Source organism: Gehongia tenuis (genome assembly GCF_014384795.1).
GTDB lineage: Bacteria > Bacillota > Clostridia > Christensenellales > NSJ-53 > Gehongia > Gehongia tenuis.
Genome location: NZ_JACRSR010000007.1, coordinates 42,358 through 68,981, shown reverse-complemented (window position 1 = coordinate 68,981; position 26,624 = coordinate 42,358). Strand labels below are relative to the sequence as shown.

At 53.3% G+C, this 26,624-nt stretch carries 33 protein-coding genes and 1 tRNA gene; 23 read left to right on the top strand and 11 right to left on the bottom strand.

The window, feature by feature from the left end; genetic code table 11:
- Positions 1-10 precede the first annotated feature (10 nt).
- Both H8696_RS11195 and def read left to right on the top strand, forming a co-directional pair.
- Positions 11-86, top strand: a tRNA-Asn gene (locus H8696_RS11195).
- A gap of 102 nt (positions 87-188) precedes the next feature.
- Complete coding sequence (def, locus tag H8696_RS11190; RefSeq protein ID WP_249317523.1) at positions 189-647, top strand: peptide deformylase; 459 nt, start codon at positions 189-191, stop codon at positions 645-647.
- Here def and H8696_RS11185 read toward each other — a convergent pair.
- The gene (locus H8696_RS11185; protein WP_249317522.1) at positions 644-2,464 is read right to left on the bottom strand and encodes a hypothetical protein; all 1,821 of its coding nucleotides are present in this window, start codon (positions 2,462-2,464) and stop codon (positions 644-646) included. The genes def and H8696_RS11185 overlap by 4 nt on opposite strands.
- A 142-nt stretch (positions 2,465-2,606) precedes the next feature.
- On the opposite strand from H8696_RS11185, the gene H8696_RS11180 reads away from it, so the two are divergent.
- A complete protein-coding gene (locus H8696_RS11180) occupies positions 2,607-3,353 on the top strand; it encodes a 5-formyltetrahydrofolate cyclo-ligase (RefSeq protein ID WP_249317521.1) in 747 nt (248 codons plus the stop codon).
- 173 nt (positions 3,354-3,526) lie between these two features.
- On the opposite strand, the gene H8696_RS11175 is transcribed toward H8696_RS11180, so the two are convergent.
- The gene (locus tag H8696_RS11175) at positions 3,527-4,180 is read right to left on the bottom strand and encodes a DUF4097 family beta strand repeat-containing protein (protein ID WP_249317529.1); all 654 of its coding nucleotides are present in this window, start codon (positions 4,178-4,180) and stop codon (positions 3,527-3,529) included.
- Positions 4,181-4,262: 82 nt separating this feature from the next.
- Here H8696_RS11175 and H8696_RS11170 point away from each other — a divergent pair, with 82 nt between their 5' ends.
- The 11 genes from H8696_RS11170 (at position 4,263) to yhbY (ending at position 11,827) form a co-directional block, all read left to right on the top strand.
- Positions 4,263-5,048 carry a MerR family transcriptional regulator gene (locus H8696_RS11170; RefSeq protein WP_249317520.1) on the top strand — a complete coding sequence of 262 codons (786 nt, stop codon included), beginning with the start codon at positions 4,263-4,265 and terminating at the stop codon, positions 5,046-5,048.
- 270 nt (positions 5,049-5,318) lie between these two features.
- Positions 5,319-5,624: an anti-sigma factor antagonist gene (locus tag H8696_RS11165; protein WP_249317519.1), complete on the top strand. Its 306-nt coding sequence runs from the start codon at positions 5,319-5,321 to the stop codon at positions 5,622-5,624.
- A gap of 25 nt (positions 5,625-5,649) precedes the next feature.
- On the top strand, positions 5,650-6,102 hold the full coding sequence (spoIIAB, locus tag H8696_RS11160) for an anti-sigma F factor (RefSeq protein ID WP_249317528.1): 453 nt from the start codon (positions 5,650-5,652) through the stop codon (positions 6,100-6,102).
- Positions 6,095-6,844 (top strand): SigF/SigG family RNA polymerase sporulation sigma factor, encoded by a 750-nt coding sequence (locus H8696_RS11155; RefSeq protein WP_249317518.1) that lies wholly within the window; start codon positions 6,095-6,097, stop codon positions 6,842-6,844. The genes spoIIAB and H8696_RS11155 overlap by 8 nt, the downstream gene beginning before the upstream one ends.
- 241 nt (positions 6,845-7,085) lie before the next feature.
- The gene (locus H8696_RS11150) at positions 7,086-7,667 is read left to right on the top strand and encodes a stage V sporulation protein AA (RefSeq protein ID WP_249317527.1); all 582 of its coding nucleotides are present in this window, start codon (positions 7,086-7,088) and stop codon (positions 7,665-7,667) included.
- Positions 7,657-8,073, top strand: a complete 417-nt coding sequence (locus tag H8696_RS11145) for a stage V sporulation protein AB (protein ID WP_249317517.1) — start codon at positions 7,657-7,659, stop codon at positions 8,071-8,073. Before H8696_RS11150 ends, H8696_RS11145 begins: the two co-directional genes overlap by 11 nt.
- A 156-nt stretch (positions 8,074-8,229) precedes the next feature.
- Positions 8,230-8,676 (top strand): stage V sporulation protein AC, encoded by a 447-nt coding sequence (gene spoVAC, locus H8696_RS11140; protein WP_283244999.1) that lies wholly within the window; start codon positions 8,230-8,232, stop codon positions 8,674-8,676.
- A gap of 4 nt (positions 8,677-8,680) precedes the next feature.
- The gene (spoVAD, locus tag H8696_RS11135) at positions 8,681-9,703 is read left to right on the top strand and encodes a stage V sporulation protein AD (RefSeq protein WP_283244998.1); all 1,023 of its coding nucleotides are present in this window, start codon (positions 8,681-8,683) and stop codon (positions 9,701-9,703) included.
- A gap of 11 nt (positions 9,704-9,714) precedes the next feature.
- The gene (gene spoVAE / locus H8696_RS11130) at positions 9,715-10,071 is read left to right on the top strand and encodes a stage V sporulation protein AE (protein ID WP_249317524.1); all 357 of its coding nucleotides are present in this window, start codon (positions 9,715-9,717) and stop codon (positions 10,069-10,071) included.
- 109 nt (positions 10,072-10,180) lie between these two features.
- Entirely contained in the window at positions 10,181-11,455 is a 1,275-nt protein-coding gene (gene obgE / locus H8696_RS11125; protein ID WP_249317516.1) for a GTPase ObgE, read from the top strand.
- Between the two features lie 9 nt (positions 11,456-11,464).
- Positions 11,465-11,827: a ribosome assembly RNA-binding protein YhbY gene (gene yhbY, locus H8696_RS11120; RefSeq protein ID WP_249317515.1), complete on the top strand. Its 363-nt coding sequence runs from the start codon at positions 11,465-11,467 to the stop codon at positions 11,825-11,827.
- On the opposite strand, the gene H8696_RS11115 is transcribed toward yhbY, so the two are convergent.
- On the bottom strand, positions 11,731-12,624 hold the full coding sequence (locus H8696_RS11115; protein ID WP_249317514.1) for a hypothetical protein: 894 nt from the start codon (positions 12,622-12,624) through the stop codon (positions 11,731-11,733). The two genes, yhbY and H8696_RS11115, sit on opposite strands and share 97 nt — an antisense overlap.
- Positions 12,625-12,740: 116 nt before the next feature.
- Here H8696_RS11115 and nadD point away from each other — a divergent pair, with 116 nt between their 5' ends.
- Genes nadD through rsfS form a run of 3 tightly spaced genes read left to right on the top strand, consistent with a single transcriptional unit; the run spans position 12,741 to position 14,284 of the window.
- The gene (gene nadD, locus H8696_RS11110) at positions 12,741-13,349 is read left to right on the top strand and encodes a nicotinate-nucleotide adenylyltransferase (protein ID WP_249317513.1); all 609 of its coding nucleotides are present in this window, start codon (positions 12,741-12,743) and stop codon (positions 13,347-13,349) included.
- The gene (gene yqeK / locus H8696_RS11105; protein ID WP_249317512.1) at positions 13,346-13,921 is read left to right on the top strand and encodes a bis(5'-nucleosyl)-tetraphosphatase (symmetrical) YqeK; all 576 of its coding nucleotides are present in this window, start codon (positions 13,346-13,348) and stop codon (positions 13,919-13,921) included. The genes nadD and yqeK overlap by 4 nt, the downstream gene beginning before the upstream one ends.
- A gap of 3 nt (positions 13,922-13,924) precedes the next feature.
- Positions 13,925-14,284, top strand: coding sequence for a ribosome silencing factor (gene rsfS, locus H8696_RS11100; RefSeq protein WP_249317511.1), 360 nt, complete (start codon positions 13,925-13,927; stop codon positions 14,282-14,284).
- A gap of 38 nt (positions 14,285-14,322) precedes the next feature.
- Here rsfS and H8696_RS11095 read toward each other — a convergent pair whose 3' ends face one another.
- The 3 genes from H8696_RS11095 to H8696_RS11085 all read right to left on the bottom strand — a co-directional run bounded on the left by H8696_RS11095 (position 14,323) and on the right by H8696_RS11085 (position 17,480).
- Complete coding sequence (locus H8696_RS11095; protein WP_249317510.1) at positions 14,323-15,717, bottom strand: glycine--tRNA ligase; 1,395 nt, start codon at positions 15,715-15,717, stop codon at positions 14,323-14,325.
- 284 nt (positions 15,718-16,001) lie between these two features.
- The gene (locus H8696_RS11090) at positions 16,002-16,289 is read right to left on the bottom strand and encodes a putative quinol monooxygenase (RefSeq protein ID WP_249317509.1); all 288 of its coding nucleotides are present in this window, start codon (positions 16,287-16,289) and stop codon (positions 16,002-16,004) included.
- Between the two features lie 72 nt (positions 16,290-16,361).
- Positions 16,362-17,480 (bottom strand): glycerate kinase, encoded by a 1,119-nt coding sequence (locus tag H8696_RS11085; RefSeq protein WP_249317508.1) that lies wholly within the window; start codon positions 17,478-17,480, stop codon positions 16,362-16,364.
- Positions 17,481-17,570: 90 nt separating this feature from the next.
- On the opposite strand from H8696_RS11085, the gene H8696_RS11080 reads away from it, so the two are divergent.
- The 5 genes from H8696_RS11080 (at position 17,571) to H8696_RS11060 (ending at position 20,390) form a co-directional block, all read left to right on the top strand.
- Positions 17,571-18,038: a TspO/MBR family protein gene (locus tag H8696_RS11080; protein ID WP_249317507.1), complete on the top strand. Its 468-nt coding sequence runs from the start codon at positions 17,571-17,573 to the stop codon at positions 18,036-18,038.
- A gap of 116 nt (positions 18,039-18,154) precedes the next feature.
- Positions 18,155-18,562, top strand: a complete 408-nt coding sequence (locus tag H8696_RS11075) for a hypothetical protein (protein ID WP_249317506.1) — start codon at positions 18,155-18,157, stop codon at positions 18,560-18,562.
- A 93-nt stretch (positions 18,563-18,655) separates the two neighbouring features.
- On the top strand, positions 18,656-19,234 hold the full coding sequence (locus H8696_RS11070; protein WP_249317505.1) for an ECF transporter S component: 579 nt from the start codon (positions 18,656-18,658) through the stop codon (positions 19,232-19,234).
- Between the two features lie 23 nt (positions 19,235-19,257).
- A complete protein-coding gene (locus tag H8696_RS11065; RefSeq protein ID WP_249317504.1) occupies positions 19,258-20,043 on the top strand; it encodes a type III pantothenate kinase in 786 nt (261 codons plus the stop codon).
- The gene (locus H8696_RS11060) at positions 20,040-20,390 is read left to right on the top strand and encodes a cupin domain-containing protein (RefSeq protein WP_249317503.1); all 351 of its coding nucleotides are present in this window, start codon (positions 20,040-20,042) and stop codon (positions 20,388-20,390) included. Before H8696_RS11065 ends, H8696_RS11060 begins: the two co-directional genes overlap by 4 nt.
- Positions 20,391-20,419: 29 nt before the next feature.
- On the opposite strand, the gene H8696_RS11055 is transcribed toward H8696_RS11060, so the two are convergent.
- The 5 genes from H8696_RS11055 to H8696_RS11035 all read right to left on the bottom strand — a co-directional run bounded on the left by H8696_RS11055 (position 20,420) and on the right by H8696_RS11035 (position 25,515).
- On the bottom strand, positions 20,420-20,890 hold the full coding sequence (locus H8696_RS11055) for a hypothetical protein (protein ID WP_249317502.1): 471 nt from the start codon (positions 20,888-20,890) through the stop codon (positions 20,420-20,422).
- 12 nt (positions 20,891-20,902) lie between these two features.
- Entirely contained in the window at positions 20,903-22,453 is a 1,551-nt protein-coding gene (locus H8696_RS11050) for a putative ABC exporter domain-containing protein (RefSeq protein ID WP_249317501.1), read from the bottom strand.
- Positions 22,450-23,163 (bottom strand): ABC transporter ATP-binding protein, encoded by a 714-nt coding sequence (locus H8696_RS11045; protein WP_249317499.1) that lies wholly within the window; start codon positions 23,161-23,163, stop codon positions 22,450-22,452. The genes H8696_RS11050 and H8696_RS11045 overlap by 4 nt, the downstream gene beginning before the upstream one ends.
- Before the next feature lie 98 nt (positions 23,164-23,261).
- Positions 23,262-24,932 (bottom strand): AMP-binding protein, encoded by a 1,671-nt coding sequence (locus tag H8696_RS11040; RefSeq protein WP_249317497.1) that lies wholly within the window; start codon positions 24,930-24,932, stop codon positions 23,262-23,264.
- A 31-nt stretch (positions 24,933-24,963) separates the two neighbouring features.
- Entirely contained in the window at positions 24,964-25,515 is a 552-nt protein-coding gene (locus H8696_RS11035; RefSeq protein WP_249317495.1) for a helix-turn-helix domain-containing protein, read from the bottom strand.
- A gap of 156 nt (positions 25,516-25,671) precedes the next feature.
- On the opposite strand from H8696_RS11035, the gene H8696_RS11030 reads away from it, so the two are divergent.
- A complete protein-coding gene (locus tag H8696_RS11030) occupies positions 25,672-26,577 on the top strand; it encodes a diaminopimelate dehydrogenase (RefSeq protein ID WP_249317493.1) in 906 nt (301 codons plus the stop codon).
- Positions 26,578-26,624 lie beyond the last annotated feature (47 nt).

The window sequence follows — 26,624 nt, the reverse complement described above, 5'->3', positions numbered from 1 at the left end:
GATTCCATAATCCTCCTTAGCTCAGTTGGTAGAGCGTTCGGCTGTTAACCGAAATGTCGTTGGTTCGAGTCCAACAGGGGGAGCCAAGGAGAGAGGGAAGAACATCTTGTTCTTCCCTTCTTTGTTGATCTTTTTCTCCTCTTTTATGGTAAACTAGGATAAGCATTAAGTAACTTGGAGGAATGATGATGGCCCTTCGACAACTGAGATTCAATGACGATGAGATTCTGCGCAAGAAATGCCGGGAAGTGGAGAAAGTGGATGACCGTATCCGGGAGCTGCTGGAGGACATGATGGATACGCTCCATGCGACGGAAAACGGTGCGGCTTTGGCGGCGAGCCAGATCGGCATTCTCAAACGCCTGGTGGTGGTGGATATGGGTGGCCCTGAAGGACCCATGAAGCTGGTCAATCCGAGGATCGTGGCATCCGAAGGAACCCAGGAATGCATCGAGGGCTGTCTTAGCTTTCCTGGACGTTTTGGCAGGACCGTGCGTCCGGCCAAGGTAACGGTGGAAGCTTTGGATGAATGGGGAAAACCCTTAACGCTGACGGGCGAAGGAGATCTGGCCAAATGTTTTTGCCACGAGATCGATCATCTCGATGGCAAAGTATTTATCGATATTGTGACGGAATATCTGGACTAGTCGCGTTCCTGAGCCTCGGCCATGCGCTGCATGCGGCCGTGCAGATAGGAAACAATGCGCTCCTTCTCCTCGCTTTTGGGTGCCTCTGGATTGTAGGTAACGCCAAAATCGAAGGTGATGGTGCGCTTTTTTTTACAAACGTACATGGGATAGAAGGTTACGACCCGTCCCGTATTCTTGAAATATTCCGTACCAATATGTACGAATCCGGTGAAGAAGGATGCTACTCCTTCCTCGGGATACTGTCCGCCTTCATCCCCCTGTACGGGGTTTTCCGGAAAGATGAGCACGTTGTCATCCTCCTCCAGAACTTTGGCAGTCTGCTTTAAAGTGGTCATAACCTCACGGAAGTTGTTTCGGTAGACGGGAATGGGCTCCACCGAACGCATAACGAAAAGAAAGAGGCCCTTAATCCAGCGAGGAATCCTGCGCCGCAGCCATAAAGGGAGGAAACCGACCAAGCGATCCACACCAGCTTGCAGTTCCAGCTCTAAACTGGCCTCATTCAAAACCTGGGAATTGACCCAGGGGCGAAAGTAAAAGGGCATATGCAGCGTGGTCAGGACAGGGCCGTAAACCTCCAGATGATTGCAGACGAAAACCACCGCACCCTGACTGGTATCCACAATTTGCTTGCCGTGAATGTGGCAGGGAAACAGGGGCTTTAAGAAGGTGCGCAGGATGCGGATGCCGATGCGCTTCGTGCCCTTGACCAGGCGGTCGTTGAGGCTGGTGCGGATGGCAGCATCTTCCCTGCCTCTGGCCTTCAGCTTTTGGTAGAGGGTGAACTTCTCCATGTAATGGCGGTCCAGCGGCTGAACCAGAGCGAAGATCAGCGCGGCCAATACAAAGCCGATGGGCAGAAGCAGCATAACGAGATTGAATAGGTTCTGAATCCCCAGCTGGGCCTCCATGGAGGTGAGCCCCACAGCCAAAAAGCTGAGCACGGTGAGCATGAGCAGCATGACAAGATTGGACACCATGATGGACCACTGCACCATGATATCGGTGCTCCGCCAATAGACCAGCTGCTTGATATCGCCCATGGCAAAGGCCATAATTGTTTGGATATCCTGGCCGATGCTGATGATGATGGCCACCATAAGACCTAAACCGATGCACCACAATGTGCCGGGGATGATGGCCGAAGAAAAGACATGATTATAGCTGCCAATACTTGCGATACACCAGAGCACGGCGCCCAAAATGAAGATGGACGGCTTTTCATATTTATGGAGAACCTTTCGGTTGAGAATGTGCCAGACCAACAGGGTGATCACCAAGATGCCGATGCCCCACAACAGAAAAAGCAGAATGTTTTGGCCAAGCCCGCGGGCCGGATGAAAACGGATATAGCATACATAGGAAAGGACCACGATGTTGATGGCGATGGAGGCATTGCTCAGCATACGGATGTAGAGCCTGTAGCTGCTTACTTCCAGCATATTTGCAAGGGTGTCACCGGTTTTGGGAGGATGAGGCTCCACAAGCTGGCGCAGGATTAGCTGAACCAGCACGAAAATGAGGAGCAGAAAAAAGCCGCGGAAGGATTGAGTCACCGGATAAATCACGGACAGCGCAAAGGTAAACAGTACGGCAAAAACAAAAATGATTTTGCCCCGCACCTGGATGCGGTTCGGCAAAAATTCGTAGCTTTCCTTGCCGTACAGGGAGGCATAGGTGATCCAGATTCGCCCCACAAGGTAAAGAGCGCCGCCGAAAACCGTATTGTGCATCAGCCATCCGGACAGGCACATGGCAATATAGATGTTAAACCCATCGAGCACCCGGCCTAAGATCAAACGAATGGCAAGCATTAACCTTCTCCTTATCCCCAAAAATCGACCTTTATAGATAGATTATCGGAATTTTGAAATGCTGTCAATGGCGCTTGCATTGACGGGTCCGGGGGAAACATGGTATATTTGACGAAGTATTGTACGAAAGGGGAAAGGTAGCATGGGCATGGATGCAAAGACGGCCCGGGTGAAGATTTGGGAGGAATTGGAGAAGGTGGCCCGTCCCGACTCCCGGTTCAGCTGGGATTTTGGCGAGTTTATTACAGACTATGAGGGCAGCGACCGCTGTGCTGATCTTTTAACAAAGCAGGATATCTATCAAAAGGCCAAGGTCATTTTTATTACTCCTGATAATAATCTTGAGAAATTCCGGGAGCGGGCGTTTTTGGATAAAAAAACGGTAGTGATGACCAATTACGGTATCACCCGAGGCTTCTTTTTGATTCGGCCAGAGTTTATTCCGGAAGGCAAGGAGGAACTCGCCTCCGTACTGGACGGAGTGGCTCGTTTTTGGAAACATCAAACTCTGGCCCAACTCATGGAATCGGTGGGGCACATCGACATGATGGTCACCGGCGCTTCGGCAATCACGCCTTCAGGCATTCGCTTCGGAAAGGGTCACGGTTATTTTGATCTGGAGTGGGCCATGCTGTACACCAAGGGCATTGTTGACTTGGATGTGCCGGTGGTGGCGGTGGGTCATGATTGCCAGGTGGTGGATGTGCCGGTGGAAGTGACGGACTATGACACGGCTATCGACTATATCGTAACGCCCACCCGGGTGATCAGAACCCGAAACGAATATCCCAAGCCCACGGGCGGCGTCCTGTGGTACCGTTTGGCGCCCGGTATGCGGGAACAGATTCCCCCGATTCAGGAACTGTGGTGTGAAGGTCATTGTAAGTAAGTTAAAAGGAACCGGCAGAAGGGCCGGTTCCCACAAGGGACTAGATCCCATGTAAGTTATGATGTAACCTTAAAAGGGGCTGCGCCATTTCTTTTTATGCTGAAAGGGGTAATCCTGCGGATTTGGGCAACAAAAAAACCGATGGCAAGTGATCTCCATCGGTCTATAAGCAATTATTGGCAAAACACAATTTCAACATCGCCATTATTAGCGTTCACTGACAGCGTCTTAGAGCCGCTTTCCTTTTCGGTTGGCAAATTGCTATTACCCTTTTTAGTTTTACACGCAATAGCGTAATCGTCATATCCCCCCAATATTGAGCCGGTTATATTTCCGTTTTTTACTTTAAATGCAATACTGCTTCCGGCATTTATCTTTTCAAAGGATATGTTTCCCCCATTAGAAGAAAGCGTTAAATCTTCTGTTACATTCAAGGCAGAAAGCTTTATGTCTGCGTTCGTAGTTGAAACTTTAACAGATGCAATGAATGAGTCTGGTATCTGCAAGAAAATTTTACGGTTTTCTAATTCGGGTTTGCGCCCGATATAATCCAACCATCCTTTATTTTCAATGGCAGTCATAGACAAGACATTATCTTTTGAAACGGAAATATCATAGTATTCCTTTTCACTTTCCGCATATTTAATGTGTATTTGATGATCAGCCGACAGCGACACTTCGATTTGTCTGTCTCGGACATCAATATTGATTTCCTCAATCTTTGTTCCCTCGGCCTCATAGCTTTTTTCTGCAAAAGACTGTTTGTCGTTTGAACAACCTGTGAATAGTATCATTACATATCCAAATGTTATGATAAAAGCAATCATTTTTTTCACAAGAACATGCCTCCATTTTTTATGTTATAATGCATTATAATCTTTTGTGTCACACAAAGGTCAAGGTGAGAAATTGAAAGAGTATTTTTCGATAGGTGAAGCTGCAAAATTGGTGAATACTACGAGTGAGACTTTACGTCATTATGACCGCATTGGATTGGTAAATCCCAGCAAAAAAGACGAATGGACAAACTATCGTTATTATACGAATCAGGATATCGTTCGTCTAAATACTGTAAGAGCATTGCAGCAGATGGATTTGCCCTTGCGGGAAATCAAAGAGGTCTTGGAATACGATGATCTTCAAAAAATAGTGGACTATCTGGCCGAAGCAGAAAAAAAGGCCGATGCTAAAATTGCAGCTATCGAATACAGTAAATCGAAGATTTTATTAGCAAAGGCTGATTATGAGAAAAAACTTTATGGGCAGTCCAAAAACAGAGATATTTTTCTAAGAGAATTTCCAAGACGGATCATCATGCTGTCCTCATTAGAGCATCCAACTGTTGATAATCTCTGGAATTATCATCGCCATTTTTATGGCAATATTGAAACATCAATGCACAAACAATTTGAATTTGAAGATGCCGCCGGGATTTACATAGAAAATGGAAAGTCTCAAATGTTCGCCATATGCTCTCGCTGGGTGGAGAGTGATACCCTTAAAGTTTTACCCGCTGGAATGTATTTGTGCCTTGACTGCAACGAAGAAAGCAGAGAAATTCGCTTGCGGGAATTAGTGCAAACGGTAAAATCCCAATATCAAATCAATCCTGGCTTTTCGTTACAGATGATCATAATATCCGGCGTCTTGAAATGGAAATACCAGCTTCAAGTTCCGATTAATCCCTCATCATAGTTTGCATCTTGCTCTCAGAGCCACATTCAGCATATTTTCAGACACGGTTGCCTATTGCAAAGCCCGATAATCCTCTGCATTTTTTAAATTGCTTCTTATCAGGCGCGCTAACAGAAAGCCGGGTCTTTTTTTATTAAAAAAACAGTCATGGCATCCCCTTTAGAACCAGTTCGACAAAACTTACGGAAACAAGGCAAAAGCGGTCCCTTTTCGCAACAGGAACTCACCTTGGCGTTATCGAAATCTTGGGACGTTAAAGGAGGTTTTAGCATGCAGGTTGAGCCCATTTCAAACCACGAGGAAGTGGTGGTGGTGCTGGAAGGTGAGCTGGATCATCATTCCGCAGTCACGGTAAAGGAAGAATTGGATGAGCTGATCATGAATCCCGAGGTACGCCGGCTGGTGCTGGATATGGCGGGAGTTCATTTTATGGATTCCAGCGGCATCGGTGTGGTGCTGGGCCGCTATCGCACGCTGAAAAAGCGGGGCGGTTCGGTGGGTGTGAAGAACGTATCCGACCGGGTGGACCACATCTTTAAGATGTCTGGACTCTATCAGGTCGTGGAAAAGCTGTAAGGGGGCAGGAGGAAGAAGCATGGAAATCAAGAATGAAATGCGGCTGGAGATCTTGAGCATCTCGGAAAACGAAGCCTTTGCAAGAGCGGTGGCCGGGGCTTTTGCGGCCCAGCTCAATCCCACTTTGGAGGAACTGGCGGACATCAAAATGGCGGTATCGGAAGCGGTGACCAACGCCATCATTCATGGCTATGAATGCGATGGCAAGAGGATGGTGGAGATCCATGGGGTGATCCGCGGCTCGGTGGTGGCCTTTGAGGTCATCGATCAGGGCTGCGGCATTGACGATGTGGATCAGGCCAGGGAACCCTTCTATACGTCCAAACCGGATCTTGAGCGTTCCGGCATGGGCTTTACGGTAATGGAGACCTTCATGGATAAGGTGGAGGTGACTTCCGGCAAGGATAAGGGCACCAAGGTGTTCATGCTGAAGGCGATCAAGGCGGCCAAGGAGAGGGAAACATCGGATCATGAGTAGGGAGGTTCTCCTGACCCATGAAGAGGCCATTGCGCTGATCAAGCGGGCCCAGCAGGGGGATGAGGAAGCTTCGGAAACCATGGTGGAACGGAATATTGCATTGGTGAAGAGCATCGTCAAGAAGTTCCTCAATCGAGGGGTGGACTATGATGATCTGTTTCAGATCGGTTGCCTTGGGCTGGTCAAGGCCGTGCAAAACTATGATTTGCAGTACAACGTCCGCTTTTCCACCTATGCGGTTCCCATGATCGCCGGAGAAATCAAGCGTTTCCTCCGGGATGACGGCATGGTCAAGGTGAGCCGCTCGGTCAAGGAACAGGCTTTCAAGATCCTTGCGGTGCAGGAGCAAATGAAAAAGGAACTGGGACGGGATCCCACCATCCAGGAGGTGGCAACCAGGCTGGAAATGGAGCCGGAGGAAGCCGCGGTGGCCCTCGAATCCATTCGCTCGCCCGTGTCCATCTTTGAGCCGGTGAACGATGGCGGGAACTCCAATTCGCCGGTGCTCATGATGGATCGAATCGCTGAGGATGACAGCGGACCCCAGGTGATCGACCGAATACTGCTCAGGGAGCTCATTGCCAAGCTTTCGCCCAGAGAGCGTCAGATTATTATCCTCAGATTTTTCAAGGATCAGACCCAAAGCCAGATCGCTAGAGTTTTGGGCGTGTCCCAGGTTCAGGTCTCCAGGCTGGAGACCAAAATTTTAAGCAAGATGCGGGAAGCAGCGGGCGGCGCATAAAACGTCATAGAAACGTTGGCGCCGCTCGTTTTTTCGGATAAAAATGGGAGAGTGGGCCATACTAACAACAAAGGAGGGCCGGATATGGAGGCCAGAAAAGTGCGCGGCCACAGGCGGTTTTGGATTGTGGCAATTGTCGTGGTGCTGCTGACGGCGGCGGCAGTGTTCCTGTTCACTCGCACGCCCAGCAAGAAACCCAGCGATGCTTTATTGGTGTATGAGGAGGCTCGAATTGATTTACGTGGAGCTGATGGAGGATGTGAAGCTGAAGCCCGGTCAGGAGGTTTGGCTGGGGGATATTGCCCGGGTATGGCGGGATGATGGCGTGGATAAGCCGGATTTCCCCCTGTTTACTTTGGAGAAATCCCTGGTGAAGGTGGATGTGCTGGAGGTGATCCGCAGCCTTAAGCGCCGTCTGCCCGAGGAAGAGATCCAATCCGTGGGTTCGGCCTTTTGCTGGATCCAGTACGAAAAAGAGAAGAAAAAGGCGGGGGTTTGGGGCTGGACGCTGGCGGTCATGATCGCCCTTCTGATGTTTATCGGGGGCGGCATGGCCATTCTCAATTTCCATGAGGATGTGAATATGGTGGATGTTCATAAAAGATTGGCGTTCATGGTCACCGGCGAAGAAGTGGAAAACCTGCTGTGGGTGAGCATCCCTTACAGCTTGGGCCTTGCGGGCGGAATCGCCATCTTTTTCAATCTGATTCCGGCCATGAAGAAAAAGAAGGATCCAAGTCCGTTGGAGCTTGAATATCAGACCTTTCAGGAGCAAATGGACGACTACAAAAAAACGAAGGCGGAAAACGGCGATGGGAGCTAATTTGGTTTTGGGATTTGTGGGACTGGGGATGGGCTTGGTGGCAGGAGGCGCATTGGGCGCCTTTTTTTCTATCTTAAAACTGATCACCCGGCTGGCGGACCGAATGAACAGCATGACCTACGAAAAATTTTGTGCCTGGTGCGTGGCCCTTGGCGCCGGGGTATTTGCCTTTGCCTCCGTAAGCGGATTCCATCTCATGCTGCCAAGATGGGCGGCGGTGATCGTGGGCGCCTTTTCGGGCGCCTATATTGGCATGGTGGCGAGCGCCTTGTCCGAGGTGTTGGACGTGATTCCCATCTTTACACGGCGGCTCCATATCACCTGGTTTGTCAAAGCCCTTTTGATTGCTCTTCTGCTTGGAAAATCGGTGGGATCGCTATTTTATTGGCTCTTTTGGTTACAATAAGGTGTGAACATTGGAGAAAGAGGCTGTAAGAATGGAATTACACAAGATCTTCACTTATGATTTTTCGCAATTGAGGACCCCCCACGAAAAGGAACAGCGGTTTCGCGGCTACGCGGAGGAAGCCTCGGTGCGTCACCAAACGAAGGAGGAATAGGATTGGAACAAAAGAAAGTCCGCTATCAAAAATATGTGGAAGAAAGCATGCCCAAACATTTCTCTTTGGGCAGGAACATGCTGAGGGCCTTCGTGGTCGGCGGAATCATCTGCACCATTGGCCAGTTTATCAGCTATATCGCGACGGACGTGCTGGCCCTGGCCCAGGATCTGGCCTCGTCCTTTACCGCCATCATCCTGGTCTTTTTAGGCGCCACGCTGACGGGCGTAGGCATCTATGATCAAATCGGCAAGTTTGCCGGGGCCGGTTCAGTGGTGCCCATCACAGGCTTTGCCAACTCCATCGTGGCGCCGGCCATGGAGTTCAAGCGGGAAGGTCTGGTGATGGGTGTGGGCGCCAAGCTGTTTACCCTGGCCGGACCCGTATTGGTGTACGGTATTTCCAGTTCCATTTTGGTGGGGCTGTTATCCATACTGTTTGGAGGTTAGAGCGATGAACATATCGATGGGAAAAACCGGCCAGCAGACGCTGGTCTTTGAAAATAAGCCTGGGGTGTTGGGCTTTGCATCCATTGTAGGACAGAAGGAATATGAAGGTCCGCTGGGCGACGGATTTGATATGACTTTACCGAAGGATGATACGTGGGGAGAGGACAGCTGGGAAAAGGCTGAATGCAAAATGTTTGCTGAAGCGGTGAAGATGGCCGCTGGAAAGGCGGGACTTAAAACTACCGACCTTCAGGCACTCATGGGCGGCGATCTTCTGAACCAGATCATTTCGGCGGGTTTTGCGGCACCGCAAATCGGCGCACCTTTCCTTGGACTATACGGTGCATGCTCCACCATGGCCGAATCCCTGCTGATCGCCGCGTCCATGGTTAACGCGGGATATCTGGACAATGCGGCCTGCGCAACCTGCAGCCATTTTTCGACAGCGGAGCGGCAGTACAGAAATCCCTTGGAGATGGGAGCACAGCGGGTGCCGGTGGCCCAGTGGACGGTGACCGGTGCAGGGTGCACGATTTTGGGTGCGTCCGGCGGAAACCCGGTTATCACCCATGGAACCATCGGCAAGGTTATTGATTATGGCATCGCCGACGCCAACAACATGGGCGCGGCCATGGCGCCCGCGGCTTATGACACACTGAAGACGCACTTTACGGATACCGGAAGAAATCCGGGGGACTATGATCTCATCGTAACCGGGGATCTGGGACTTTTTGGAACACAGGCTCTCAAAGATCTTTTGAAGGAGGATGGCATTGAACTTCCCAATCATTTTGATTGCGGCGTAAACATCTTCGATACGGAAAATCAGGATGTACACGGCGGTGGCAGCGGATGCGGATGTGCTGCCTCGGTACTGAACAGCTACCTGCTGACCAAGCTGCAGGACGGCACCCTAAACCGCATTCTTTTCATGGCGACGGGCGCGCTGCTCAGTCCCACCACCACCCTTCAGGGGGAGACCATTCCCTCGGTGGCCCATGCGGTGGTTATCGAAAGGAGCAATTGACGATGGAACTGATGGATTTTGTTAAAGCATTTGTCATCGGCGGGGCTATCTGTGTGGTGGGTCAGCTGCTGATGGATCTCACAAAGCTGCCGCCGGCAAAGATCTTGGTGATCTTTGTGACCTCCGGCGTAATTTTGACAGCGATTGGCGTCTATGGGCCGCTGGTGGACTTTGCCGGTGCGGGGGCTACGGTGCCCCTCACGGGTTTTGGCTATTCTTTAGCCAAGGGCGCCATCAAGGCGGCGGGTGAGAGCGGTGTCCTAGGCGCGTTTACCGGCGGTATCACCGCGGCTGCGGGCGGCATTGCGGCGGCCATCATCTTTGGGTACCTCAATGCTCTCATCTTTACGCCCAGAACCAAGAAATAAATGGGAGCCCAAGGCGCATGTCTCTTGCGCGTTGGGCTTTTTTTTTATATAATGACGGGACGGACCATAGTAGGAAAAGCCGCGGAATGGGGCTGGAAATGGAGTTAACATGTTTGTAGATCGCGCTGATATTACCATCAAGGCGGGCAACGGCGGCAACGGCTGCGTGAGCTTTCACCGGGAGAAATATGTTGCAAACGGCGGACCCGACGGCGGGGACGGTGGCAAGGGGGGCGACGTGGTCTTTGTGGCCTCCGATCACCTGCGCACGCTGATGGATTTTCGGTATAAGAGAAAGTTTACTGCTGGAAACGGCGAAGACGGCAAAAGTGACAACCGCACAGGAAAAAACGGTCTTGATCTTATTGTGGAGGTGCCGGTGGGCACGCTGGTAAGGGATGAGTCGGGGAGGATCCTGGCCGACATGAACGAGGACGGCAAGCGCCGCGTGGTGATGGTGGGCGGTAAGGGCGGCAGAGGCAACGCCAGGTTTGCTACCGCCACCCGGCAGGCTCCTAGATTTGCCCAGGAAGGTGAGAAGGTGGGGGAACGCAGGGTGGAGCTGGAGCTCAAGAGTATCGCTGACGTGGGCCTTGTAGGCTTCCCCAATGTGGGAAAATCCACGTTGCTTTCCCGAACCACCAAGGCACGGCCCAAGATTGCCAACTATCATTTCACCACGCTGACCCCCAATCTTGGTGTGGTGAGCTTGGAGGGCCATGAAAGCTTCGTCATGGCGGATATCCCGGGGCTTATCGAGGGAGCCGCGGAAGGAGCGGGCCTGGGGCATGATTTTCTGCGCCATGTGGAGCGCACCCGTATGTTGATCCATGTTCTGGATATTTCCGGATGCGAGGGCCGGGATCCGCTGGAGGATTACGACCAGATCATGAGTGAGCTTCGGGAATACAGTGAAAAGCTGGCGGCACGGCCCAAGATTGTTGCGGCCAACAAGACGGATCTTCCGGACAGTGAAGAGAATTTGAAGCGGCTAAAGGAAAAGCTGGAGCCTGAGGATGTGCCGGTTTATGCCATTTCTGCAGCTACCGGCGCGGGCGTGAACGAACTGATGTGGGCAGCGGTGCGGATGCTCCGAGAGATCCCCGTGGACGAGGAAAGCTTTGCCGAGGCGGAGGACCTGCTGGAAGCTAAGGTGGACCAAAGGGCCTATGAGATCAACCGTGATTCTGCCGGAACCTATATTGTGGAGGGCCCATTGGCGGAAGCGCTCATGCGGCGGGTGAATTTTGAAGACAGCGAGTCTCTCCGCTATTTCCAGCGAGTGCTGATTCAGCGGGGCGTGATCGACGCTTTGCGAAAAGCCGGAGCCAAGGATGGCGATTCGGTTCGCGTAGATGAACTGGAATTTGATTTTATGGAATGAGGGGATTATTTGACAAGTAAGGAAAGAAGCTATTTGCGAGGTCTGGCCAATGACCTGGAGCCCATCGTGCATGTGGGCAAGGGAGGTATCGGCGAAAACATGGTCCGGCAGGTGGATGACGCGCTGGAGGCGCGAGAACTCATTAAGGGCACTGTGCTTCAGTCCAGCGACGTATCCGCCCGTGAGGTGTGCGACGAGCTGTGCGATGCTGTGGGCGCTGAACCCGTTCAAGTGATCGGTAGTCGATTTGTGCTCTATAGAAAATCCAAAGATCATCAAAGACTTTTTTTGGATAAGGTCGCTTCGGCCACAAAGCCTTTGAAAAGCCCGAAGGCGCCGAGGCCAAGAAGCAAAAGGCCCACGACACGGTAATAGGTCCCATAGGGGACATAAAAGGATAGAAGCATGAGTACGCCCCCGAAAACGAGCATGCGCTTTATGGCCTTGGGCTGAGTCCAGGGCAATTGTTCCGGGGGATGGACCTCGACGGCGTGCAGCTTATCCTCCAAAAGCTCAATAAGAGCACTTTCAGGCAGCGATTCTTCCGCGAGGCCCATGATTTGAAGCAGTACCCCGCCGTCCCGAAAGTGAACGGAAATATCCTTGATGAGGGTGCGGATGCGCTTTGCGTCCTCGTGGAAGGTACCGGTGGTGTAAATGACAAGTTCCTTGACACCGAGGGATTTGGCCTTGCGGTAGGAGGAAAGAATATCCCGTTCATCCACCGGCCGGGAGGCGGATGCGGGCAGAAACATGACGGCATAAGTTTTGCCGTTCTTCACGGCGAAAAGATGATGATCCCGCTCCTCGAGGGAATCGAAGGTTTTCATCTCCGTGAGATCCCGCTGGAGACGGTGCAGCAATGCCTTGGGGGAGAGCAGCAGAATTTCATCCAAAAAATACTTTTCCGATTCGGCTTTGATGAATTTTTCAAACTGATTCTTTCGCTGACGCACTTTAATGAAATGGATGAGCCAGCTGATCAAGGCCGTCCACAGCAAGGCAAGCAAAAAGGAAGGCAGCAGCTTTCCCAGGCGGCTGTAAAGAATCAGCGCCGTGATCGCCCAAAGAAAAAGGCGGCTTCCGATCAAATCTAGGACCCGGGCAAAGCGGGACTGCTTGGAGCGAAGCAGGCGGTTATACAGTTCAAAGGGATCGGGGCTTGGCATGGTGCACCTCCTTTTCCCATTTTGGACGGCCTTCCGGCGGGATATACGGACCAAGCCCTTTTTCTTTCGGTCAATTTGGTTTATAATATAAAAAAACCAGGAAAGATGGGCTGGCATTGCAGAGCAACAGGGACCATAAAGTGGGACTTCTCGGGGGCACCTTCAATCCGGTGCATATGGGCCATCTTCATATGGCCAAGGGAGCCCTCAAAGTTGTGGATGAGGTTTGGTTTCTGCCACTCAATATTCCGCCGCACAAACCCACCTACGAGGTGGTGGAGGGCCGGCACCGGGCGGCCATGATCGAGGCGGCCATCCGGGATGAAGCGCATTTTAAGGTGTGCACAGTGGAGCTCGACCGGGGCGGCGTCACCTATACGGTGGATACCCTTCAGGAACTCAAAGAGAGGTACCCCGCATATACTTTTTATTACATCGTGGGTGCCGATACGGTCTTTCAGATGACCACCTGGAAGAATGCCCATGAGGCGATGAGGCTGACCCAGTTTTTGGTGGTTTGCCGTCCGGGGGAAGCCAGAGAAAAGCTGACGGCCCGGATGGAGGAACTTCAGGAAGAAGGGGTGGGGCTGACGCTGCTGGATCTTCCGGAGATCGACGTTTCCTCCACCAAGGTGCGTGAAGCGCTGAAGCGCCGGGAGAGCCTTGCGGGACTCCTGCCCAAACCCGTCGCCGATTATATTGACCGTTGGGGGCTGTATCGTTGAAGATTACGGAAGCCATGAAGGCTGAATGGATGGAATACCTAAAGGCGCGGCTGAAGCCAAAACGGCTCAAGCACAGCATTGGGGTGGCGGAAACCGCCGTACTGCTTGCAAAGCGTTACGGCGCCGATGAGAATAAAGCCTATGCCGCGGGACTGCTCCATGACGCGGCGAAGGGCCTTCCGAAGGAAAGCTATCTTTCCGCCGCACGGGAGGCGGGACGAACGCCGGACGCTGTGGAAACGGCATCCCCGGATATCCTTCATGGTTACGTGGCGGCGGCGATGGTGCGGAGGGATCTTGAAATCACGGATCCGGAAATTCTTGAGGCCATCGAATGCCACACCGTGGGCAAGGCGGGAATGTCGACCCTCGACAAGATCATTTTTGTGGCCGATTATTTGGAGCCGGGCCGGGACTATCCCGGCGTGGAGGCCCTTCGGGCCAAGGCGGAGGAGGGACTCAACCTCGTGGTGCTGGCAGCGATCCGGCAAACAGTGGACTATTTATTTGAAAAAAATGCCCCCATACACCCCAGGGTGCTGGAGGCTTACAACGAAATCGTGAGGAGGTAACCGATGGAGAATATCAAACAGTGGGTGGATAAGATCTGTGAAGTGCTGGATGACAAGAAGGCGCTGGACATTGAGACCATTGAAATTGGCAAGCTGACCATAATCGCGGATTATTTCGTGATCGCTTCGGGAAGGTCGACGCTGCAGGTGAAAGCCCTGTGCGATGAGCTTGAAAACGCCATGGATGAGGCGGGTATGCCTGTTTTCCGCAAGGATGGCTACGAGGGCGGCCGGTGGATCGTCATGGACTACGGCAGCATTATCGTTCATCTGTTCCATACGGAGGAGCGGCAGTTCTATGATCTTGAAAGGCTGTGGACTGACGGCGAGAACCGAAGCCAGTACCATCAGCAGGATGCATAAAGAAAGGCGGCCTAGAGGCCGCCTTTTTATTTATCCATTTAGAATGCCAAATGCTCGCGGAAATAATCGGTCAACCCTTCAAGGGGTACGCGGATCTGCTGCATGGTATCCCGTTCCCGAATGGTGACGGTGCCCTCTTCCAGCGTTTCGAAGTCCACGGTGACGCAGTAGGGCGTTCCAATCTCGTCCTGACGGCGGTAACGCTTGCCGATGCTGCCCGTCTCGTCGTAATCCACCCGGAATTCCTTGGCCAGCATGGCAAAGACCTCTCGGCCCTTCTCGCCCAGCTTCTTTTGCAGGGGAAGCACGGCGACCTTGATGGGCGCAAGGTAGGGGTGAAGGTGAAGCACCGTACGGGTGTCGCCGCCCTCCAACGGTTCCTCCTCATAGGCGTCACTGAGGAAAGCCAGCAGTACGCGGTCGGCACCCAGGGAGGGCTCGATGCAGTAAGGAACATATCGCTCGTTGGTGGTGGGATCCATGTATTCCAGGCTCTCGCCGCTGAAGGTCATATGCTGTTTGAGATCAAAATCCGTGCGGTCAGCTATGCCCCAAAGTTCGCCCCAGCCGAAGGGGAACAGGAACTCGATATCGGTGGTGGCTTTGCTGTAGTGGGACAGCTCCTCCTTGGCATGATCCCTGAGCCGCAGATGATCTTCCTTCACGCCAAGGCTCTTCAGCCAGTTAAAGCAGAAATCCTTCCAGTAGTGGAACCATTCCAGATCCTCGCCGGGCTTGCAGAAAAATTCCAGCTCCATCTGTTCAAACTCCCGGGTGCGGAAGATGAAGTTGCCGGGGGTGATCTCGTTGCGGAAGGATTTTCCGATCTGGGCGATGCCAAAGGGAACCCGCTTGCGGGTGGTGCGCTGCACGTTTTTGAAGTTGACAAAGATCCCCTGAGCCGTCTCAGGACGCAGATAGATGGTGGAGGCGGTGTCCTCGGTCACACCCTGGAACGTCTTGAACATGAGATTAAACTGACGGATGGGCGTGAAGTTGTGTTTGCCGCAGCTTGGGCAGGGGAGCTGCACTTCCTCGATATAAGCTTCCATCCGGTCCTTGTCCCAGCCGTTGGTGTTGGCCTCCTCACCCTGGGCCATCTGATAATCCTCGATAAGCTTATCGGCCCGGTGGCGGGTCTTGCATTCCTTGCAGTCCATGAGAGGATCGGAGAATCCGCCGATATGACCGGACGCCTCCCAGGTGCGGGGATTCATCAGAATCGCCGCATCGATTGCCACGTTGTAGGGAGACTCCTGTACGAATTTCTTATGCCAGGCTTTTTTGACATTGTTTTTAAGCTCGGAGCCCAAAGGACCGTAGTCCCAGGAATTGGCGAGCCCGCCGTAGATCTCGCTGCCCGCATAGATGAAGCCCCTGCCCTTGCACAGGGCGATGATGGATTCCATGGATTTTTCATTGTTTGCCGCCATTGTCCTACCTCCCGAAAATGTAAAATAAAAAAGGAACCTCCCACCCAAGGGACGGGAGCACTCCCGCGGTTCCACCCTTGTTGGCTTTTGGCCCTCTTTGATCGACTGCGCTCCAAGCCGCCGTTCTCCATACGTTGCCTCCGGGCTTGCACCTTCCCCGGATCGCTTTATGCCCTGCCATGGATACTCCTGCTTTTCCCCGCGCATATGAAACTTCCTTTATTGTAACAAACCTAGGGTTTTTGTCAACAGGAAAGGGCCTCCGAAGAGGCCCTTTGGCTTTTTTAGGACAGCTGGTCGTATTGATTGATCTCCGGGGCTGCCTCCTCCAAAGGCTCCATGGCCGCAATGGCCGAGGTGAAGTGTTCGGTGGCGTTGTGGAAATCGATGGCCGCCTCATCCTTCCACTGCTCGATGAAGGTCAGAACTCCCGGGTTGGCGCGGTCCTGATAAAGATTGTAGGAGACGTTGCCGGCTTCGTTCCGGCTGCCCACCACCAGCTCCCAGGCCAGTTTCTTGAACTCGTCAACGCATTCCTTTTTGATGATGAACTTGGCTACAATGGTAATCATAAGTGAACCCTCCTCTTTTGATTGGACCTAGGGACAGCATACCACAATGGAATCGGGGTGAAAAGCGCTTTTCTAACGATTCATAAGGCGTACAATCGCTTGTGTGCACTGGGCCAGCCATTCGGCGGAATGCTCCATCGCTTCCTCCAGAGTGACGGGACGCTGGGCAATACTGAATACGGCGGTGACGCCATGTTGATACAATGCTTGGTAGCCTTCCAGAAGCCCGCCGGAAAGGCAGACCACCGGGACCCCATGAGCCAGCTTGGCAACGCCGGAAGGAACCTTGCCATAGAGGGTCTGTTCATCGGTTCGGCCCTCGCCGGTGATGACCAGGTCCGCACTTTGAATCTTTTCGGCCAGACCGGCGGCCCCGGTGATGATATCGATGCCGGGCAAAAGCCTCGCATTCAAAAAAGCCATGAGTCCGCCGCCAAGACCGCCGGCAGCACCGCTGCCAGGAACGTTCTCAATATCCCTGCCCAGATCCCGCTTTAAGATGCTGGCATAATGGGCGAGGCCCGCGTCCAGCTGTTTTATCATGGCCTCATCCGCGCCCTTCTGGGGGCCGAACACGGCGGAAGCACCCTTCGGCCCGCAAAGGGGATTGGTTACGTCACAGGCGGCTTCGATGGCAACTTCCCGGAGCCTTGGGTGAAGAGCGGAGACGTCCACAGCTGTGACGGCTGCAAGCGCACCGCCGCCCTCGCCCGCCTCACCGTTCTCACCGCTGAACCTCGCGCCAAGGGCTTTGGCCATCCCCAATCCGCCGTCATTGGTGGCGCTGCCGCCGATGCCGATGATAATGCGCTCCACCCCGCGATCCAGAGCATGTGCAATCAGCTGGCCCGTTCCATAGGTCGAAGCCTTCAAAGGATTCAGCTCGTCCTTTTGGAGCAGGGGAAGGCCGGACGCCGCGGCCATTTCGATCACAGCGGTCCTTCCCTCGTCAATCAATCCGTAAAAGGACTCGATCTCTCGTCCCAGAGGATCGAGAGCCCTGCAGGCGACCCGGCGTCCGCCAGCCGCCATAACAAGGGCATCCACCGTGCCTTCGCCGCCGTCGGCCATGGGTACTTTGATGACCTCAGCATCGGGACAGGCGAGGCGAGCACCCTTTTCAATAGCATCCGCCGCCTCCACTGCGGAAAGGCAGCCTTTAAAAGAATCCGGAACCGCAACAATGCGCATGAAATGTCCTCCTTGGTAATACTTACCCGTGAATGAGCACTCCCATTATAGCATACATTAAAGAGGATCAAAAACAATTGGAGGGACAATATGAAAACGAAAACCCGCTGCATTGTCTTTCCCATCGCCATCGTGCTGGCCCTGGCCGGCATCGCCACGCTGGGGGTGGACACCCATTCGCAATGGTATATCAATCTCATCAAGCCGGTATTTCAGCCGCCGCCCTGGGCCTTTGGCGCCGCCTGGGCGGTGATCTACGGGCTCATTGCCTATGCGCTTGTCCGCGTGTGCCTGACAGGAAAACCGGAGCGGAAAAAGCTCTATGGCTATTTTGCATTGAACGGCTTTTTCAATGTAATTTGGAATTATCTCTTTTTCCGGCTTCACAATCCGCTTTTGTCGCTGATTGACATCGTGCTGGTCTTCATCACCATCGTGATTCTTATCCGAAAGACCCATGCTGTGGACCGAACAGCATCCTATCTTCTGTACGCCTATCTGGGCTGGGTGGGTTTTGCGACGGTGATCAATTACTCCATCTACATGCTCAACCTTTGAAGGATTTGAATGAAATGAAGCTCTCCGCGAAAGCGGGGAGTTTTTCTTTGCTGGAAACGGTTGCGGGAATAGGATTTGGTGGGATATAATGAAAAAAACCTAAGGGGGTGATGGCCGTGAATCGGCGGGTTTGCTGGATTTTGACGCTGGCCTTTCTGATGGCGGCGCTGGCAGGCTGCGGCCTTGTGAAGCCGAAGCTGGTAAACGGTGCAATGACCACGGGCATCGACTCCACGGGAAAGCCTCAGGACTCGGTGGAGAGCTATGCGCTGGACGCGCCGGCCCTTGTTGCGACCTGCGAGGCGACGCACATCAAGGACGCCACGGAAGTGCGCTTTGAATGGGTGTTCGTCGATCAAAACGAGACGATTGACACGGCCAAGGTGGAAGTAAAGGAGGATTCCTACCTCAACTCCCAGCTGAAACCCGATGTCAACGGCTGGACGGCGGGAAGTTATGAGGTCAGGATCTATCTTGCCAGCGAAGCTGATCCCGTGCTGAGGCTGCCCTTCACCATTCAATAACGGTCAAAGCCGGTATCCCGCAAGGGAACTGGACTGAGATAATCTTTATGGTATCGTCAGGTATCCAAAAGGAACTTGAACGGAGGGATCAACATGAAAATGAAGGCAAAAACACTCACGACTTTGGCACTGATGATCGCACTGACGGTGATCCTCGGACTGACGCCCCTTGGCTACATCCCCATTGGAGCCATCGAGATCACCCTCATGTGTATCCCAGTGGTGGTGGGAACGCTGGTGCTTGGACTAAAACCTGGGCTCATTCTGGGTCTTGCGTTTGGCGTCACCAGCCTCATCAAGGCGCTGACGGCGCCGCCGGCTCTGCTGGTACCCCTGCTGGACCAGCCGCTGGTGCTTTACACCAGCGTATTTCTGCCAAGGCTTCTCATTCCGCTGACCACTTGGCTGGTGTATCGGGCCTGCCAAAGACTGAAGCCAGCACTGTCCATCGGCATCTCGGCAGCGGTGGGTTCGCTCACCAACACCGTCTTTTTTCTCGGACTCATCATACTTTTGGGAGCGGACAAGGTTGCTGAAGGATTTGGCATGACCGTGGGCGCGGTGATCGGGACCCTGGCCACCGTGGGAGCCACCAATGGGCTGCCTGAGGCAGCGGTGGCGGTGATTGTGACCATTCCTGTGGTGAAGGCCTTACAGAAGTTGAATCAATAAAGATACGATGGGGGAGGCATAAGATGTTTTTAGCGGTTGACGCAGGGAACACCAACATCAAGATCGGCGTCTATGAAGGTGTCCGGCTCATCAAATCCTGGAGGATGGAGACGGACTGGAACAAGACCTCCGATGAGTATGGACTGGCGGCGGTGGAATTTTTCCGCTTCCTTGGGCTTCGGCCCAAGGATGTGGATGGAGCCATTTTAAGCTCAGTGGTGCCCTCCCTCAACTATACATTGGAGCGAATGATTAAAACCTTTTTTGAGGTGGAACCGCTGGTGGTGGGGCCCGGCATTAAAACGGGCATCAATATCCTCTATGATTCGCCGCGGGCGGTGGGCGCGGACCGCATCTGCAATGCTGTCGCAGCCTATGAGGTGTATGGAGGACCCTGCATCACCATCGACTTTGGCACCGCGACCACCTTTGGTGCGGTATCGGGCAAGGGAGATTTTATGGGCGGGACCATCTGTCCAGGTATCAAGGTGGCTCTGGAAGCGCTTCATGAACACGCCGCCCGGCTGCCCAAAGTGGAGCTCATCAAGCCCCCGGGTGTTCTTTGCAAGAACACCATATCCGGCATGCAGGCGGGCATCGTCTACGGCTACATCGGTCAGGTGGATTATATCGTGGGCCGCATGAAAACGGAGATGAAGCAGGATGGCGTGAAGGTCATCGCAACCGGCGGTATGGCAAAGCTCATTGCCTCCGAGTCCAAAGTGATCGACCATGTGGATAAGCTGCTCACGCTGAAGGGTTTGCAGATTCTGTACCGGCGCAATGTGGAAGGAGGCGTTTTATCATGATTATTGAGCCCAAGGACCGCAAGGTGGATGCTTCAGAGCACAAGTGGGGCGGCTACGGCACGACCATCACCAAGACCATTGTGGAAACCTCATCCCTGCCCCATTGCCGTGTGTTCGGCGTGATCGAGCTGGAGCCCGGTTCCGGCATCGGTTACCATGTGCATAACAATGAGGCCGAGGTTTACTACATTCTGGAAGGCCGGGCCAAGGTGAACGACAACAATGAAAAGGAATGTATTTTGAAGCCGGGGGACACCCTGCAGACCAACGACGGCATGGGCCACAGCATCGAGGCTGTGGGCGAGGAAACGCTGAAATTTGTGGCTGTGGTCATCACCAACGGCTAAAAAAGGAGCCCTCCGCAGGAGGGCTTTTTTTATTGTCTTTTTAAGGTCTGAAAATGCTGGATGTGGATACCGATATGTCCAATGCCAAGGATAAGCGCGGCAAGAACGAGCCATATCACCTTTCCATAGATGCCCAGCAGCAAAAAGGCGAGGACCGGCAGGCTTGCGAGCGGCACGGGAATCAACCCCAAGGGGGCATACATGGCTGGAAGCGTGGGTCTTTTAAAATATCTGAGCCAGCAGGCCTCATAAATCACCATGGACAAGAAGGACAGCACAAGCCACAGGCTCCACGGAGAGAAAGGGCGGAGATTGAAGTCGGAGAAGATAAGGGCGCAAGAGGTGATCAGCACCTGACCGACCTTTTCAAAGCCTTTTAGGATACGTTTCTCCTCCCGCACAGAGTAGCCGGGCGGCATGTGTCTGGCCCAGACGAGGTTGGGGATAAACAGCAGCAATAGATAGATCAGCCCAACGTAGGAAAACCCCAAATGGCCCACAATTTTTCCCCCTTACGTGGTTTCCATATTGTGCAGAATGCCCCGGCAGAGGAACAGCACCAGAAAACCGATGCCCGTATTGATGAGGATCATGGCCGCATATCCGCCGTACACGCCAAGCGCGGGCAGTGCCATGGGCAGGAGAATGAAGGCCAGGATACCCGGCAGAATGAGCAGAATCTCAAACAGGAAATAGGCCATCAGCACCAGGCCGTTTCTGTGGGAGTCAGCCAGAATGCGGGAGACCAGCAGATTGTTGGCGGAGGAAACCAGGCTGAAGGTGCCAAAGGCGATTACGCACAGGGCGGCTTCCACCCAGAATATGCCGTGGATCAGCGCGGTGAGTCCAAAGATTAAAATACCGTCGGTTATACACTTGATGACGTTGGACAGGGATAGATAAAGGCATTTGCGCCAGGGAGTATCCGGGACCAGATAGATGTAGGGGCGGGTGAGCTCCTGCAGAGCCGGTCCGTTGCCCATGAGCAGACTGTAAAGGTACACGCACATGAACAGGGACAGGGCGATGGAATAGCTTTCAGAAAAAAGCCAGTAGGCGCAAACGGACACCAGAATATAGAACAGGGTAAAACCGTCGAAGAGGAAAAAGCCTTTCCGGCGAAGACTGATGAGGTGCATCCGGAGAAAAACTCCGGCTCCCGATCCGCCGTGAATGCCCTCCCGGCTGATGCGGATCTTGCGTGTGGAGGTGCTCTGCACCTGGCCGCTCTTGGCGGCATCCCTGATCTTTTGAGTGTACTCGCTATTTTGCAGCACGTCCTCGAAATAGTCCGGCTGAACGGTGAGAAGACCCGCGATGACAAGGACGATGGAGCCGAGGGACAGCACCAAAGGCAGGATGGGCAGGGTGCCTGTCATCAGGCCCAGCGCCGTCTGGGCGAACCATCCGGCAATGGGAAACCAGCGGATTACTGGATTATCATAGAAGGCCTGCGCTGTTCCAGCGAGGCTCTGCGTGTCCATAAGGGGCAGAAGAACGGAAAGCACCACTGCCGCCAGACATAGATAGAACAGACCCTTCATGATGCGGATGCGCTTGGAATTGCCCGCCGCAAAGGCGTAGACCAGCATGGTTAAAAGCCGCCCGAGGAAGATGAGCACTGTGGCGATGAGAAGCAGGATGATGGACTGCTCCACCGGCAGACCGAAAAAGTTCTTGAGGTTGGGAATCTGGCAGATAAAGACAAACAGTGTGATGAGGACCATGCCCATCTGCTGTACAATGCCATAAAGAAGGGTGCGCCGGGGGTCCACGGGCGCTGTGAAAAGCAGATTTACGTCGGCCATGGAAAAGAGTGTGGCGCCGCGGGACGTGCCCGCCTTAAGGCAGGAGAGAACAATCCAGACGAACAGCACCATAGCCAGCGGTTCAAGATACTCTTCAAGGCCGGCGGCATGGATATCACCGCTTTCACCGGCAAACATGGAGAAGACCAGGCAGCCGATAATAATGATATAGAAGATCAAAAGGCCGGGCTTATGCAAAATATTTTTCAAACGGTTGATGATATTGCGGCGAACAAGATAGCCTAGGGCGCTCATGGGGTCGCCTCCTTCTCGCCCTCGGTGATCGCGAAGAACAGATCCTCCAGGGATTCGTTTTGGGCGTCCACCTCAGCCTTGGTGCGGCTTGCCGCCACCTTTCCGTTCATCATGATCATGGTCCGGTCCCAGAAGTTCTCCATGGTGTCCAGGATATGGGTGCTGACCAGAATGGTGCGGCCCTCCGCTTTCAGTTCCTGAAAAATGGTCTTGATTTCCTTGATGGCTTTGGGATCGAGTCCCACCAAGGGCTCATCAAAGAGCAGGAGCTCGGGCTTTGGCAAAAGAGCGCAGCAGACGCTGACCTTTTGCTGCATACCCTTGGATAGCTCGCGGCCAGTCTTGCCGGCTTTGTCCAGAAGTTCAAAGCGCTCCATCAGTTCCTCAGCGCTTTTTTCCCAATCGGGGACACGATAGGCGCGTGCAATGAATTCCAGATGCTCCCGTACCGTCAGATATTCATACATGACCGGCATCTCCGGCACATAGCCAAGACGCCGTTTGGCTTCGAGGGTCTTATTGCCGTATCCGCAGATGCGGACCTCGCCCTTGAACCGCAGCAGGCCTGCAATACACTTGATGGTGGTGCTCTTGCCGGCTCCGTTGGGTCCCAGCAGCACACCAATTTCTCCTGACTCAACGGTCAGGTTTAAATGATCCACGGCCAAGGATCTATCGTATTTCTTGGTCAAATCGATGATCTCAAGCATGAATTTCCTCCTAAGTTTTGTGGGATCAGTGTACAGGGAAAAAGGGGTGAAAGTCAATAAAAAAACGGAGAAATGAATTCTCCGTTTTCAAAGTGTTATTATTGGGGTCTTCCATGCTGGCTTTCATGGCGAAGCTGCACGCGTCGGATTTTGCCGCTGATGGTCTTGGGAAGCTCCTCCACGAATTCCACGATGCGGGGATATTTGTACGGGGCGGTGGCATGCTTCACATGCTCCTGCAGCTCCCGTTTGAGCTCATCGCTGGGCGCATAGCCCCGAGCGAGCACCACAGTGGCTTTGACCACCTGGCCCCGCACCGGATGGGGGGCGCCGGTGATGGCGCATTCCAGCACGGCCGGATGTTCCATGAGCGCGCTTTCCACTTCAAAGGGGCCGATCCGGTAGCCGGAGCTTTTGATCACGTCGTCCGCCCGGCCCACAAACCAGAAGAATCCATCCTCATCCCGCCAGGCCATATCCCCGGTGAAATACATGCCGTCGTGCCATGCGGCCTTCGTTTTCTCCTCGTCCCGGTAATAACCCATAAAAAGGCCTTCGGGCTTATGTTTATCGGTGCGCACCACAATCTGGCCCTCTTCACCGATATCCACCGGCTGCAGGTCGTCGCCCACCAGATCCACATCGAAACCGGGGGAAGGCCTGCCCATGGAGCCTGGACGGGGCTCAAAATAGGGGAAGGTGGCGAGCATGACCGACTCCTCGGTCTGTCCGAAACCTTCATAGATGGTCAGTCCGGTCACCCGCTTGAACTGCTCAAAAACTTCGGGGTTGAGGGGCTCGCCGGCCACCGCCGCATGCCGCAGGCTGGAAAAATCGTACTTTGACAGATCCTCCTTGATAAGGAAGCGGTAGATGGTGGGCGGCGCACAAAAGGAGGCGAGCTTGTACTTTTGAATGATTTCGCACATATCCTTCGGATCGAACTTATCAAAATCGTAGACGAACTGGCAGGCGCCGCACATCCACTGACCGTAGATCTTGCCCCAGGCGCATTTGGCCCAGCCGGTGTCCGCCACCGTCAGGTGCAGGCAGTTTTCTTCAACCTGCTGCCAGAACTTGGCGGTGATGATGTGGCCGAAGGGGTAGAGATAGTTGTGGGCGGCCATTTTGGGAAAACCGGAGGTGCCGGACGTGAAATAAATGAGCATCATGTCCTCGTTGCAGGGCAGTTCCGCTTCCGGGATGGCAAGGTTGTCGCTCGCCTTTTCCACATTGCTGGCAAAATCCAGCCAGCCCTCCCGCTCCCCGTTCACCAAAATTTTATGCTGCAGGGTGGGGGATTCGGGAACGGCTTTTTCCACCTCGCCCACGATGTAATCCTCATTGACCGACACAACCGCTTTAGCCGAGGAGGCCTGAAAACGGTAGACCAGGTCCTTCTTGGTCAGCTGGTGCGTGGCGGGAATAATCACGGCACCGATCTTGTGCAGCGCCAGAATGATGAACCAAAATTCGTACCGGCGCTTGAGCAGCGTCATGACGATATCGCCCTTTTTGATGCCAAGGCTCAAAAAGAAGTTCGCCGCCTTATCGCTCATCCGCTTCATATCAGCAAAGGTGAAGGCGTGTTCTTCGCCCTCTGGGTTGCACCAGACCATAGCCATCTTGTCCGGCTCGATCCGGGCATACTCGTCCACGATATCGTAGGCAAAATTGAAGCGCTCGGGCACGTTCAGACGATAGTTGTTATAAAAGTCATCGTAGTCTTTAAAATCCGTTCGATTCACGTATCGATCGATAAGCTGCATATACTTATAGCTCCCTTCAAGCGAAATGATGTTACAGGACGATGGCGAGGAATTTAACCATCTTATCGCCAACAGCCATCATTCCATGCTTGTAGGAAGAATCAAAATAGATGGAGTCACCGGCGTTCAAGACCAACTCCTTGTTGTGGATCCTGATTTTCATGGTGCCTTCCAGCACATAATCGAATTCCTGACCAGGATGGCTGTCCAAGCTAAAGGCCTTGACCTTGTTTGGATCGACGGTTACGAAGAAGGGCTCGCATTTTTTGCGGATCATATGGTAGGCGAGATTCTTGTAGTCGTAAGCCTTGCGCCGCTCCACCCGTACACCCTTGCCAGCGCGGCATACGTTGTAAATGTGAAGTTTAGGCTCGTCACCGGTCATCAGGGTGGTGAATTCAACCTTGAAGCGCTGGGCAACCTGAATCAGGAAGCTGATGGGGATATCAATCTGACCGCTTTCGTATTGGCGGTAAGTTTCCGGATCGATATTGAATTCCTGGGCCAACGTCTCGACGGAAACATCCTCAATCTCCCGCAAATCCTTGATTCGGGTGGCAATCTGTAAGATCTGATCAGGCATCGTCTTGCTCCTTTGCTGATTTGTTGGTTCATTATAGTTTCCTATCTATAAAGCTGTCAACTGCTGGGCCCCATTTTTATGTCAAAAATTGATTTTACACACCTCGATAAATGTGGTTATAATGAAGCAGAAACCAAAGATCAGGAGGCGATTGACATGCCGATTAAAGTACTTATCGTGGGCTATGGCAACGTGGGCAGGATGGCGCTGCAGGCCCTGAGACAAGCAAAGGATATGGAATTGGCGGGGCTTGCCAGCGGGAGTCTTTCTCAAACGGACAAGCCGCCGGCAGAGCTTGAGGGTGTTTCCATCAAAGCCGCGCCGGAGGATTTTAAGGGCGAAGCGGATGTAGCGATTCTCTGCGTGCCTTCAAGAAGCGTACCGGAGTTTGCCAAACGCTGCCTGGCGCTGGGCATGAATACGGTGGACAGTTTTGATATCCATACGGATATTCTTGATACGAAAAAGAGGCTGGATGCGGCGGCGAAGGCGGCCGGCAGGACTGCGGTGCTTTCCGCCGGTTGGGATCCGGGAAGCGATTCGGTGGTGCGCGCACTGATGATGGCCATGCTGCCAAGAGGCCTTAGCTACACCAATTTCGGGCCCGGCATGAGTATGGGTCACACCGTGGCGGTAAAAGCTATTGAAGGCGTTAAAAATGCGCTGTCCATGACCATGCCCCAGGGGGACGGCATCCATAAGCGCATGGTGTACGTGGAACTGGAGCCGGGAGCGTCTTTGGAGGATGTGGCCGCCAGGATCAAAGCCGATCCCTATTTTGTCCATGATGAAACCCATGTGATCGAGGTGGAGGATGTGGCCGAGGTTCAGGATGTGGGCCATGGAGTGCATCTGGTCCGGCAGGGTTCCAGCGGTGCCACCCATAACCAATATGTGGAATTCAATATGCGTATCAATAATCCGGCGCTGACCTCTCAGATCATGATTTCCTGCGCCAGGGCTTGTTTGCGCCAGGAACCGGGATGCTATACCATGATCGAAATTCCTCCTGTGGATTATCTGCCCGGAGATCGGGATGGATGGGTGAAAAAGCTGGTATAAGACAGCGGGCGGTCAACAGCCGTTCGATCAATGAAGGAGTAAGTACT